Annotated in this window: 10 protein-coding genes; 8 read left to right on the forward strand and 2 right to left on the reverse strand. The window is 70.5% G+C overall.

The genetic code is table 11. The features are described 5' to 3' along the window. Positions 1–59 precede the first annotated feature (59 nt). Positions 60–1358 (reverse strand): multiple monosaccharide ABC transporter permease, encoded by a 1299-nt coding sequence (gene mmsB, locus ACFWJX_RS17310; RefSeq protein ID WP_383243260.1) that lies wholly within the window; start codon positions 1356–1358, stop codon positions 60–62. Then, positions 1355–2902 carry a multiple monosaccharide ABC transporter ATP-binding protein gene (mmsA, locus tag ACFWJX_RS17315; protein ID WP_383243263.1) on the reverse strand — a complete coding sequence of 516 codons (1548 nt, stop codon included), beginning with the start codon at positions 2900–2902 and terminating at the stop codon, positions 1355–1357. The genes mmsB and mmsA overlap by 4 nt, the downstream gene beginning before the upstream one ends. A gap of 216 nt (positions 2903–3118) precedes the next feature. Between mmsA and ACFWJX_RS17320 the strand changes: the two genes are divergently transcribed. The 8 genes from ACFWJX_RS17320 to ACFWJX_RS17355 all read left to right on the forward strand — a co-directional run bounded on the left by ACFWJX_RS17320 (position 3119) and on the right by ACFWJX_RS17355 (position 12950). Then, positions 3119–4363 (forward strand): ROK family transcriptional regulator, encoded by a 1245-nt coding sequence (locus ACFWJX_RS17320; protein ID WP_383243265.1) that lies wholly within the window; start codon positions 3119–3121, stop codon positions 4361–4363. Between the two features lie 276 nt (positions 4364–4639). Continuing rightward, positions 4640–6169, forward strand: a complete 1530-nt coding sequence (locus tag ACFWJX_RS17325; RefSeq protein ID WP_383243268.1) for a multicopper oxidase family protein — start codon at positions 4640–4642, stop codon at positions 6167–6169. A gap of 143 nt (positions 6170–6312) precedes the next feature. Continuing rightward, entirely contained in the window at positions 6313–6933 is a 621-nt protein-coding gene (locus tag ACFWJX_RS17330; RefSeq protein ID WP_383243271.1) for a DUF4232 domain-containing protein, read from the forward strand. Positions 6934–7199: 266 nt separating this feature from the next. Continuing rightward, positions 7200–8096, forward strand: coding sequence for an RNA polymerase sigma-70 factor (locus ACFWJX_RS17335; protein ID WP_383243273.1), 897 nt, complete (start codon positions 7200–7202; stop codon positions 8094–8096). A 277-nt stretch (positions 8097–8373) separates the two neighbouring features. Next, a complete protein-coding gene (locus ACFWJX_RS17340; RefSeq protein WP_383243276.1) occupies positions 8374–9120 on the forward strand; it encodes an SDR family oxidoreductase in 747 nt (248 codons plus the stop codon). Positions 9121–9194: 74 nt separating this feature from the next. Beyond that, entirely contained in the window at positions 9195–10112 is a 918-nt protein-coding gene (locus ACFWJX_RS17345; RefSeq protein ID WP_383243279.1) for an aminoglycoside phosphotransferase family protein, read from the forward strand. Between the two features lie 992 nt (positions 10113–11104). Next, the gene (locus ACFWJX_RS17350; protein ID WP_383243281.1) at positions 11105–12283 is read left to right on the forward strand and encodes an FAD-dependent monooxygenase; all 1179 of its coding nucleotides are present in this window, start codon (positions 11105–11107) and stop codon (positions 12281–12283) included. A gap of 121 nt (positions 12284–12404) precedes the next feature. Continuing rightward, complete coding sequence (locus tag ACFWJX_RS17355; protein WP_383243284.1) at positions 12405–12950, forward strand: hypothetical protein; 546 nt, start codon at positions 12405–12407, stop codon at positions 12948–12950. Positions 12951–13072: the final 122 nt, after the last annotated feature.

The raw sequence follows: 13072 nt of genomic DNA on the forward strand, positions 1-13072 counted from the left end.
CGTGGCCGGTGGGCGTGCCGGCGGTGGTCGGGCCGTCGGCGCGCGAGCGGGGCCGTGGGTCAGCCGGCGACCGGGGCCTTGCCCGGATCGGAGGCCGCAGCCGACGGTTCGAGCGGTGCGGCCGGTTCGTCGCGGCGGAACGGGCGCATCAGCCGTCCGATGATCGAGAACCGTCCCCGGCTCTTGTTGTAGACGTCGAACGCGACGGCGAGGAGGAGGACCAGACCCTTGATGATCTGCACCATGTCGGAGCCCACGCCCTCGAGTTGCAGGCCGTTGTTGAGCAGCGCCATGACGAGGCCGCCGACGATCGAGCCGCTCACGGTGCCCAGACCGCCGGAGACCGCCGCGCCGCCGATGAACACGGCCGCGATGGCGTCCAGTTCCCAGCTCAGACCGTCCTGGGGTCCGGAGGCGGCGGACCGGGCCACGAAGATCATGCCGGCCAGCGCCGCCAGCACGGACATGTTCAGCATGACGAGGAAGTTGACCCGCTTCAGCTTCACCCCGGACAACTCGGCCGCGCGGGCGTTGCCTCCGACGGCGTAGATGTGCCGGCCGCCGATGGTGTTGCGGGTGTAGTAGGAGTACGCCAGCACCAGGGCGATCAGGATGATGCCGGAGATCGGCAGGCTGGTGCCGATCCGGCCGCCGGCGAAGCGCAGCGCCGCGAAGACGATGACGCCGATCATCACCGCCAGGCGTACCGCCGTGACCCAGACCGGCGCGACGTCGGCGTGCATCTCACGCCGGGTCCGGCGCGCCCGCCACTCGCGCCATACGACGCCCGCGCAGGCGGCCGCGCCGAGCAGCAGGGTCAGGTTGTTGTAGCCGGTGTCCGGTCCCGCCTCGGGCAGGAAGCCCGCGCCGATCTCGCGGAACCCCTCGGGCACCGGCACCGTGTCGGCGTTGCCGATGTACTGGTTGCCGCCGCGGAACAGCAGCATCCCGGCGAGGGTGACGATGAACGCCGGGACGCCGATGTAGGCGACCCAGAAGCCCTGCCAGGCGCCGATCGCCACGCCGACGAGCAGGCCGAGCGCGATGCCCAGGGGCCAGGGGAGGGAGTACTCCTGCATCGCCTTGGCGACGACGATGCCGGTGAAGGCCGCGACCCAGCCGACCGACAGGTCGATGTGCCCGGCGACGATCACCATCAGCATGCCGATGGCCAGGATGAGGATGTAGGAGTACTGGCTGACGACCGCGATGAGGTTGCCGGAGGTGAGGGTGAGTCCCCCTGTCCAGATCTGGAACAGCGCGACGATCGCCACCAGGGTGGAGATCATGCCGAACTGGCGGGCGTTGGAGGTGGTGCCTCCGAAGAGGTTCTTCTGCAGGTCTTTCGTGCGGCTCATGAGGTGGCGCTCTTCTTGGTAGCGGTCATCTGCTTCATCAGGAGTTCCGGATCGGCGTCTCGGCGCTCCACGTCGCCGGTGATGGTGCCTTCGAACACGGTGTAGATGCGGTCGCACAGTCCGATGAGTTCGGGCAGCTCGGAGGAGATGACGATGACGCCCTTGCCCTGGCCGACGAGCCTCTGGACGATCCCGTAGATCTCGTACTTGGCACCCACGTCGATGCCGCGTGTCGGCTCGTCGAGGATCAGCAGGTCGGGGTCGGTGAACATCCACTTCGCCAGGACGACCTTCTGCTGGTTGCCGCCGGAGAGCTTCACCACGCCCTCGTCGACGCTGGGCGTCTTGATCCTCAGGTTCTGCCGGTACTCCTCGGCGATCCGGTGTTCGCGGACCGGGTCGATGACCCTGCGCCGGGCTATCTTCGACAGCTTGGCGGCGACCATCGAGGTCTTGATGTCGTCCAGCAGGTTCAGGCCGATGGACTTGCGGTCCTCGCTGACGTAGGCGAGTCCGTGCCGGATGGCTTCCGACACCGACTTCAGCTGGATCTCCTCGCCGTCCTTGAAGACCCTGCCGGACAGGTAGGTGCCGTAGGAGCGGCCGAACAGGCTCATCGCGAGTTCGGTGCGGCCCGCGCCCATGAGGCCGGCGAAGCCGACGATCTCGCCGCGCCGCACGTGGAACGTGGAGCCCTTGCACACGAGCCGTTCGTCCGAACTCGGATGCCGCACGGTCCAGTCGCGGACCTCGAAGAAGATCTCGCCGATGTTCGGCGTGCGGTCGGGGAAGCGGCTGTCGAGTTCACGGCCGACCATGCCGCGCACGATGCGGTCCTCGTTGACGCCGTCGGCCCGGACGTCGAGGTTCTCGATGGTGCGGCCGTCGCGCAGGATCGTGATGGTGTCGGCGACCGCCTCGATCTCGTTCAGCTTGTGCGAGATGATGATCGAGGTGATGCCCCGCTCCCGGAAACCGCGCAGCAGGTCGAGCAGGTGCCGGGAGTCGGTCTCGTTGAGGGCCGCGGTCGGCTCGTCGAGGATGAGCAGCTTCACGTCCTTGGCGAACGCCTTGGCGATCTCCACGAGTTGCTGCTTGCCCACGCCGATGTCCTTGATCAGCGTGTCGGGGTCCTCCTGGAGCCCGACCCGCGCCATCAGTTCCAGGGCCCGGCGCTGGGCGGCCTTCCAGTCGATGGCGCCGCGTCGGCGCGGTTCGTTGCCGAGGAAGATGTTCTCGGTGATCGACATGCCCGGCACCAGGGCCAGTTCCTGATGGATGATCACGATGCCGGCCCGCTCGCTGGCCCGGATGTCGTGGAAGCGGACCTGCCGCCCCCGGTAGACGATGTCGCCGGTGTAGCTGCCGTACGGGTGCACCCCGCTCAGCACTTTCATCAGAGTGGACTTGCCTGCGCCGTTCTCGCCGCAGATCGCGTGGATCCCGCCCTCCCGAACGGCCAGGCTGACGTCGGCGAGCGCCTTGACGCCAGGGAAGGTCTTGGTGATCGACCGCATCTCCAGCAGGGTCGGGGCGGCGGTCATGAGCACGGCTCCGCGCTGCGGAGGGCACACCGGCCGCTCGGATCCGCGCCGTCGGGCATGCGGCATTTCGTGGACATCAACTTGCCTCCGATGGCACCGCGCTGTGCCGTCGTGTCCGGGGTGTCGGTCTGCGGCGGGACACTAAATCCATTTGTTTTACTAAGTCAATGGGCCGGTGAGGATATGTTTGTCGGGGGCAATCAGAGAGGACCGATCGTGCGGCAGGCAGGAACGAACCTTCCCAAGGTCGGGCGCTACAACCGGTCCGTTGTCCTGGACCAGATCCAGCTCGCCGACGGCATCAGCCGGGTCGAGATCGCCCAGCACACGGGCCTCACCCCGCAGACGGTCTCCGGCATCGTGCGCCGCCTGCTCGACGAGGGCATCGTGCGGGAGGACGGGGCCAGCCGCGTGGCCAGCGGGGGCAAGCCCCGCACCACGCTGCGGCTCAACGCGGACGCGGGCAGCGCGGTCGGACTCCACTTCGACCCGGTCGAACTCAGCTGCACCGTGGTCGATCTGCTCGGCCGGCCCCTCGTCGTCAGGAAACGCCCCCTCGACCCGGGAGCCGACCCCGCACTCGTCGTGAAGGCCATGGCCGAGCTGGTCGCCGAGGTGCTGGCGGAAGCCGGGGTCGCACGCGACAAGGTCCTCGGGCTGGGCCTCGCCACCCCGGGACCGATGGACCTGAAGCACGGGACGATCGTCGGCGCGCCCCAGCTCGCCCACTGGACGCATGTGCCAGTGCAAAGCATGCTGAGCGAGGCCACCGGCCTGCCGGTGACCCTCGACAACGACGCCACCGCGGCCGCCGTCGGCGAGCGCTGGTCGGGTGCCGGCAAGGGCGTGGCAGACTTCGCCTACTTCTTCTTCGGCACCGGCATCGGCGGCGGCCTCGTCCTCAACCACCAGGTGTACAGGGGTGGTTCACTCAACGCGGGCGAGTTCGGCCACTCCTCCGTGCTGCCCGACGGACCGGAGTGCTACTGCGGCAACCGGGGCTGTCTGGAGCGGCTCGTCAACCCCCCGGCGATCGTCGCCGAGGTGCATCGGCGGCTCGCCGCCGACCCCGCAGCGGGCAGTGTGCTGTCGCAATCGTTCGCGCAGGATCCCGCCTCGGTCGACCATGCGGCGATCCGAGTCGCCGCCGCCGCGGGCGACCCGGTCGCCGCCGCGGTCATCGACGCGACCGCGGAACATGTCGCCTCGGTCGCGGTCGACATCGCCAACTTCATCGACGTCGATCTCATCGTCCTCGGCGGTCACGGCATCCAGCACGTCGAATCGCGTTACGTCGATGTCGTCGCCGCCGTGCTGGCCCGCCGCCCGCTGTCACGCCACGTCCGGGTCGTCCAGGTCGAGGCGTCACCGCTCGGCACGGACGCGGCGGTGGTGGGCAGCGCCGCGCTCGTTCTGCACGCCACCTACTCACCGCGGTTGTCTGCGCTGCTCGCGGAGTGAGCGCCGATCTTCTCTCCGGGCCGGGCTGCCCGTGACACGGGGTTCGGGCGCGGAGCGGTTCAGCGTGCACCGAACGGGAGCGTCGACGCACGGGCAACCGGTTTCTCGTTCCGCGACCGAAGCCATGCGGGGTCGCATCGGCCGCGTTGCGCTGTCGCAATGATCGTTTGACCTCTACACTGCGATCGTTTTCTGCAATAAATGACACCAATTGGTCATTTATTGCTGCACTGATCCAAACGTCCACTGTCTGTCTGCTGCCTGAGGAGGCGCCCCGTGACCGCTCTGCCCCGACGCGGCGTACTGAAAAGCCTTCCGCTCGCCGCCGGAGCGGTCCTGACCGCGCCGACGCCCGGTGCGCACGCGGTGTCGCGCCGACGCGACGACCACGTCTTCCCCGAGCCGGAGACACGCAGGACACCACCGCGGACGAACAGCCTGACCACACAGCTGACCGTCGGGTTCAGCGAACAGGCGCTCCCCGGAGTCGGCACCATCCGCACACGCACCTACGAAGGGGCGATCCCCGGACCGACATTTCGGGTGCGCCCCGGTGACGGCCTCGAGATCACGCACGTCAACGCACTGCCGCCCGACACCGCGGCGCCGCACCATGACATCAACATCCCGCACGGCTTCAACACCTTCAACCTGCACACCCACGGCATGCACGTGGACCCGACGGGCGACGCGGACAACGTCTTCCGCGCCTTCGAGCCCGCCGAGGTGCCCGGGAACACCACCAGCCACCGCAGCAGCCTCACCGTCCCGGCCGGGCATCCCGCCGGCACCTACTGGTACCACCCCCACCACCACGGATCCTCCGCCACCCAGGTGCTCAACGGCATGGCCGGCGTGATCGTCGTGGAAGGCGACATCGACGAGGTCCCGGAGATCGCCGCCGCCCGGGACATCGTCGTCTGCGTCAACGAACTCCGGCTGGACCATGGACAGGTGCCGGATCTGACGTCGGACGACGCCTTCCAGGGCATCGCTCCCACCTTCCTGATCAACGGTGCGAAGAACCCCGTCCTCACCATCGCTCCGGGAGAGGTCCAGCGGTGGAGGGTCGTCCACGCGGGAGCGCTCACCCCGCTCTCCCTGCGGCTGGACGGGCACACCATGCACCAGATCGCCCAGGACGGCATCACCTTCATGGCCCCGGTCGCATCGTCCACGGTGGCCCTGCCCATGGGCGGACGGGCCGACGTGCTGGTCCGTGGCGGTGAGCCCGGCACCTACGAACTGATCACGGACGGCGTCGACAGGCCTCTGATGACGCTGGTCGTCACCGGCCCCGCCCGCGACATGTCGCTGCCGGCCGACCTGCCCGGACGGCCCACCAGCCTGCCCGCACCCACCCGCAGCCGGCATGTGGCCTTCCGTAGTTTCAGCAACGTCTTCTCCGGCGACTTCCCCAACGCCTACCGCATCCTGGGCGACGGGGAGACGCCGCACGCCGACGCCTCGGCCGGTCCTCGCGACCTGGCTTGGGGCCGCTTCGCGCCCGACTACGTCAACCACCGCGTCCGGCTGGGCGAAGTGGAGGAATGGACCGTCGCCAACGACTCGCACAGCCATCCCCATCACCCCTTCCACCTGCACACCAACCACTTCCTCGTCACCGCTGTCAACGGCCGCCCGCTGGCGACGCCCGTCTGGCACGACACGATCAGCATCCCGCCCCGGGGCACGATCACCTTCCGGCTGCTGGCCGAGGACTTCGTGGGCCGCTCCATGCTGCACTGCCATCAACTCCAGCACGAGGACCAGGGCATGATGCAGATCATCGAGTACGTACGCTGAGCCGGGCCGGTGGGTGAGGCGGCACCCCTCCCCACCGTCAACGGTGTTGGTTCCGGCGAGATCCTGTCACCAGACTGTGAAGAACCCGCGGGACTCTGGAGCAGCAGTCCGGAACATCACGCTTCACGTCGGGGGAACACGCCATGAGCACCGTACGCAGAGCCGCACTCGTCCTCACCGCCCTTTCCGCGCTGGCACTGACCGCCTGCGGGCCCGCCGAGGACGACGCGGCGGGCGGGACCGGCACGACACCGGCCGCGAGTCCGTCCGCGGCACCGTCGACTCCGTCAGCGCCGTCGGCGTCCCCCGCCGGAAGCTCATCGTCCGGTGGCGGGTCCCCGGCCGACCACGATGTCTTCCCGTGCAGCACCTACGACGTCACGTTCACCGCGAGCCTCGCCGAACCGACCACCAGCAGCTATCTGCTGAGGGTCACCAACAAGAGCACGAAGGCCTGCCGGGCGCTCGGCCACCCGGTCGTGACCTTCGGCGACCTGGACGGCCAGGCCACGGAACGGGGCGCTGCCCCCGGCATCGAGGACGCGCTCAGGCTCGAGCCGGGTGAGTCGGCGTACGCCGGCCTCATGGGCGGCGCCGACGACGGCAGGGGCAGGACGGTCGGTTCGATCGCGATGACCATGAACACCGAGTCCGATCTCGAACAGACCCCCCTCCATGCCACGACCCCCGGCCTGTACGTCGCGCCCGACACCAACTCCGTGACCCCGTGGGTGAACGACGTGGAGGACGCGCTCAGCCTGTAGGCAGGGCGGTTCCGCGGGCCGCCGGGCGGATGCGGCCGTCGTCCGTGCTCCGCCGACGGTCCTGTCACGCGAAGCACGGACGCGTTGCGGGCCACGGCCGCCGGGCCGTTGGGCTGTGCGGCAAGGACCGGCAGCATTCCGTCCCAGGCGTGGAGGCGCCCCGCGTCGACGGCTGTGCGGCAGGCCTCGTACGCCTCGACCAAGTGGCGTGGCGTGCCGCCCGCTGTGGCGGCTTAGCATGGTGGCCGGCGCTGGAAGGACGTGACATGCAAGCCGGGGATGACGCAGACTCTCTCGCCGAGGCGACGAGGGACTTCATGGCCGCGAGGCCCCAGCTCTTCGGCATCGCGTACCGCGTGCTCGGCAGTGCCGTGGAGGCCGAGGACATCGTCCAGGAGGCCTGGCTGCGGTGGCAGAAGGCCGACCGGGCCGGCGTCCACGCGCCGGCGGCGTTCCTGGCCACGGTCACCGCCCGGCTCGCGATCAACCTGGCCCAGTCCGCGAGGGTCCGGCGTGAGACGTACGTCGGGCCCTGGCTCCCGGAGCCGGTCGACACGAGCAACGATCCGCAGCTTGGTGCGGAGCGGGCGGAGGCGCTCGACCTGGCGTTGCTGTTCGTCCTGGAGAAGCTGAACCCGGTGGAGCGGGCCGCTTATGTGCTGCGGGAAGCCTTCGACTACCCGTACCGGCAGATCGCGGACATGCTGGAGACCAGTGAAGCCAATACACGCCAGCTGGTGAGTCGCGCCCGCAGGCATCTGGCGGCGGAGCGCAGGGAGCCGGTCAGCCCCGACGCTCACCGGCGGCTGCTGGAGGTCTTCCTCGCCGCGGCGCAGACCGGCAGCCTGTCGGCGCTCGAGGAGGTGCTGACCGCGGACGTGGTCAGCTACTCCGACGGCGGGGGGCTGCGCGGGGCGTCCAGGATCCCGGTCGTCGGGCGTACGCACGTCTCCAGGTACCTCGCCGCCTTCGCACCCCGCTTCTGGCCCTCGACGGACGTTCGCCGGGTCGAGGCCAACGGCAGGCCGGCCATCCTGGTCTCGGCCGAGGGGCAGCCGGTCGCCCTGCTGAGCGTCGACGTGTCGGCGAGAGGCGTCGAACGCATCATGTGGATCATGAACCCGGCCAAGCTCACGCCCTACGTGGCCTCGCTGGACGGCTGAAGCACCCACGTCACTGCCGGGCCGACGCCCTCCACTGCCTGCCGGGCCGCTCCTCCGTCCAACGGTGACGACCGTCGTTCGGCCTGCCCGGCGGGCGGTCGCCGACCGAAGGTACGACGATGAAGCCGATGGCGTGGTGACAGCCGGCGCGGCCCCGTGTCACAGCCGGGGCGGCTGTCCTGTCTCTTCTGGGACAGACCGAATGCGGTGCCGGTGAGCCGCTCGTCGCGGAAGACATCCCGCCCGCACCACGAGAACCCCCGAGAGGAAATCCGTCATGAAGATCGTAGTGATCGGTGGCACCGGGCTCATCGGCTCCAAGCTGGTCGGCAAGCTCGGCGAGCACGGGCACGAGGCCGTCGCGGCCGCCCCCGGCACCGGCGTCGACACGCTGACGGGTGAGGGCCTGGCCGAGGTCCTGGACGGCGCGTCGGTCGTCGTCGACGTGTCCAACTCCCCCTCGTTCGAGGACGAGGCGGTGATGGAGTTCTTCCGCACCTCCACGACCAACCTCCTCAAGGCGGAGATCGCGGCCGGTGTGACGCACCACGTGGCGCTGTCCGTGGTCGGCACCGACCGCCTCCAGGAGAGCGGCTACTTCCGTGCCAAGCAGGCCCAGGAGGAGCTGATCAAGACCTCCGGCGTCCCCTACTCCATCGTCCACGCCACCCAGTTCTTCGAGTTCGTCAGGGCGCTCGCTGACATGTCGACCGAGGGCGACACCGTGCGTCTGTCACCCGCGAAGATTCAGCCCGTCCACTCCGACGACGTGGCCGCGGCCGTCGGCCGCACCGCGGTCGGAACCCCGCTCAACGGCATCGTGGAGGTCGCGGGTCCCGACGCCTTCCAGCTCGACGAGCTGATCCGCACGCGGCTCGCCGCCGACAAGGACCCGCGCACGGTCGTCACGGACCCGCACGCCCCTTACTCGGGTGCCCAGTTGGAGGAGACCACCCTCCTGCCGGGCCCGGACGCGCACATCGCCGGGACGAGGTTCGCCGACTGGCTCGCGCGGCAACAGTAGTAACGCCCACCAGTGGCCCCTGCCGAGCGGACACTTTCGGTACCGGCAGGGGCCACTGGTGGTTGGGTAAGGCCATGGACAGCTTCCAGATCGACGACGACTTGGTGCGATCCCTGGTGCGAGAGCAGCATCCTGACCTCGCGGGCTTGGGCGTGCGTGAGGTGGCGGGCGGATGGGACAACCAACTGTGGCGCCTCGGGGACGAGTTGGCGGTGCGCATGCCGCGCACGGAGCGAGCACCCTCCCTCCTTCGCAAAGAGCACCGGTGGCTGCCGGCCCTGGCCCCGCGGCTTCCCCTGCCGGTCCCGACCCCCCTGCGCATCGGTGAACCGTCCGCACGCTTCCCGCGACCATGGACCATCGCGACCTGGGTTCCCGGCGAACCAGCGGACCGCGCCCCCATCAGCCACGACCGCGCGGCCGACACTTTGGCGGACTTCCTCACGGCGCTCCATGTGAAGGCGCCCGCCGAGGCACCGGTCGGTTCGGATCGCGGCGTTGCCCTTGAGACGCTCGCGGACGGTTTCGAAAGAATGCTCGAGGAAGTCGCCGCTGGATGCCTTGCCGTTGACCTACGGAACGTCCGGAACGTCTGGAACGAGGCCGTCGCGGCCCCCGATTGGCAGGGTGCGCCGGTATGGCTGCACGGCGACCTGCATCCGGCGAACGTCGTCGTCTCGGACGGGACGCTCTCGGGCGTGATCGACTTCGGCGAGATGTGCGCCGGTGATCCGGCGGTCGATCTCGCGGCGGCATGGGTGCTCCTTCCCGCGGGCGCGGCATCACGGTTCTTCGACGCGTACCCGCACACCGACGACGCGATGATCCGGCGCGCACGAGGGTGGGCCGTGTCCAAGAGCCTCTTCCTCATCCTCATGGGCCAGAACGGGGACCGGGGCCTGCCCGGCGGCAAACCATGGGGACCCGCGGGCCGGGCGGCGCTCGACCGAGTTCTGGCATCGATCCAGGCGGGCACAGACCTTCAGGTGTGACGAGGCGGCCGATGTCACACGATCCGGGCGTGCCCTGTCCCCCAGGCAGGGCCGGACGGAAGACGTGGGTCGTGCGCGAGGTGCGGGACCCGTTGTGCGGTGCCCGGCGAGACGGAGGGTGCCGTAGGGATCACGCCGACGCGGTGCCGATCGCCGAGTTGCTGGACGAGCGCCGGTATGGGCTGGCTGTCGCCTGCTGGATGCCGGGCAGTCCTGGTGCTGCAATCTGCTGGCCGTCGCCTGCCGGAGCCGGGCAGTCCTGGTGCGGCGGAGAATGTGGTCGAGGAGACCACCGCCGGTGGTACGGACTGTCGGGGGCGGCGCGCTGCCGACATCACCGGTTCCGCGGTCGTGGCCGGCGAAGACCGCGGGCGGGATCTGCCGGGGCCGCCTGGCCGCCCGGATCGACGGGCCCGGGGTCGGTGGGGATCGCGGACGGTTCCCGACGGGCTCTCGCTCCGGTCGTGCCGGACGCGCGGGCTCACAGCCGTCCGCGGATACGGCGCTCTCGCCCGGCCACGGCAAGGGAGCACGACGCCGTTGCGCGCGCCGTCCGGGAAGCCTGTGCGAGCGAGGACGCGGAGGGGGCCGGCCTGCCTCCTGTGTCCGGACGTCACCGCGTTCTTCGACGGGGGTGGCGAGGTGCGGGCCCTGGTCCGGCCCGTCCACGGCGGCCGGGAGATCGCCCGGAGTCCGCCCACCCTCCTGGCCCGGCGACCCCGTACCACTGTGGTCCGGCACTCCGTCGACGGCCCGGCCGGCCTCGTCGCCCGCTACGGCCGGCAGGTCGCCGCCGTGATCGGCCTCGACATCGCCGACCACCATGCCACCCACATCCGGGGGCCTCGACCCCGACGACTGCACCCGGAGCCAGCACGGGTGGCGCCGCACCGCCCGCCGTCTTCTGCGGGTGGGAGCGTGCGGGCTACGGTGCGCATGGTTCGGTACGGTCGGGCGCGTGGCGCGTGGGTCCGTCGAGGTGGGGGCGTGGCATGAGAGCGGTCGTCATGGGGGCGGGTATCGGCGGCCTGGCCGCGGCGCTGAGCCTGCGCCGTGCGGGCTGCGAGGTCATCCTCGTCGAGCGGACGCCCCGGTTCACCGAGGTCGGAGCCGGGATCCAGCTCGCGCCGAACGCCACGCGTGCGCTGCGCCGGCTGGACCTGCTGGACGCCGTCGCCGCACGGGCCAGCCGCCCCGCCGGCCTGAGTTTCCGCGGCTGGTCCGACGGGGCCGAGATCTGCCGCTACGCGCTCGGCCGCGCGGCCGAGGAGGAGTTCGGGGCGCCGTATCTGCAACTGCACCGGGCCGATCTGCATCACGTGCTGGCCACGGCGGTGCCGCCCGAGGCGGTGCGGCTGAACACCGAGGTCGTCGGCATCGGCCAGGACGACAGGTCCGCCCACGTGGTGACGGCGGGCGGCGAACGTCTGGAGGCGGACCTGGTCGTGGCCGCGGACGGGGTGCGCTCCGCGGCCCGCCAGTGGCTCTTCGGCGCGGACGAGCCCGTCTTCTCGGGAACGGCCGCCTACCGGGCACTGATCCCGGCCGCGCAGGCGGCACACCTGGAGCTGCCCGACTACGCCCTCTGGCTCGGGCCGGACCGGCATTTCGTCCACTACCGGGTGCGCCGGGGCGAGCTGCTCAACATCGTGGCGGTGTTCCGGGCCGAGGCGGGGCAGGAGTCGTGGACGGCGTCGGCGGAACCCGGAGAGCAGATGCGCGAGTTCGGCGGGTGGGACCCGCGGGTGCTCACCCTTCTCGAAAGCGCGGGGCAGGTGTTCCGCCACGGCCTCTACACACGGGTCCCGCTCGCGCGATGGAACGTCGGGCGGGTGACGCTGCTGGGCGACAGCGCCCACGCGATGGTGCCGTTCCAGGCCCAGGGTGCCGCGCAGGCGATCCTGGACGCGGTCGTACTCGGTGACAGCCTCGCGGGTGCGTCGCCGGCGGAGGTGCCCGAGGCGCTCGACCGGTACGTGGCCCGGCGGATCGGGAGCACCACGCGCGTGCAGGCCGGTTCCGCACGGGCCGGCGAGGACTACCACCTCCCCGACGGACCCGCGGCCCGCGCGAGGAACGCCCGCATGGCGTCGTACACCGCCGAGAACAGATTCGGTCCGCATGCGACCGTCTGGGCAGCCGACATCCTCGCCGAGGAGGCGCCCTCGTGACTGGTCCCCCGAACGGTGCAACCATTCAGCCGGTCGGACTGTCCTACCTGATATCAGTCACACGCACCTCAAGGGGGACATCATGGTGCGAACCAGAACCATTTGGGCCACCGCCGCTCTCATGACCGCCACGCTCGGTGTGGCCGCCGTACCGGCCCAGGCCGCTCCGGCCGCCGCCACGCGCGCGGCCACCGCCTGCCCCACCGGTTGGGGCAGCATCGCCAAGACGTACAGCTCCGGCACGATGGCGCCGGTGCGAAACGCCCGGTCCGGGCAGCACACCTGCTACGACCGGCTCGTCGTCGACGTCCCGGGCGCGGCCGCCGCGCAACTCGGGTACTCGGTCCGGTACGTCGACCGGCTCTACCAGGACGGTTCCGGCCGCCACATCCCCGTCGCCGGCGGAGCGATCCTGGAGGTGCGGGTCAGCGCGCCCGCCTACGACCCCGAGACCGGCACCCCGACCTATCCCGCCCGGGTCGCCCAGCCACTGCCCGGCGTGAACATCACCGGCTACCGCACCTTCCGTGACACGCGTTACGCCGGCAGCTTCGAGGGCGAGACGCAGATCGGGCTCGGGGTGCGTGCGCGGCTGCCCTTCCGGGTGCAGCAGCTCGACGGCCGCCTCGTGATCGACGTCGCCCACAGCTGGACCGCCACCCGCTGAGGCCGGCCACGCCACCGCCCCGGTGCCAACCGGCCCACGACGGGCCGACGGCGCCGGGGTCCGGGGCCGGTCCCGCCGCGAGGAGACTCCGGTCTCCTCGTAGGGGCGACCCGACGTGACGA

This window comes from Streptomyces sp. NPDC058335, from assembly GCF_042723915.1.
GTDB lineage: Bacteria > Actinomycetota > Actinomycetes > Streptomycetales > Streptomycetaceae > Streptomyces.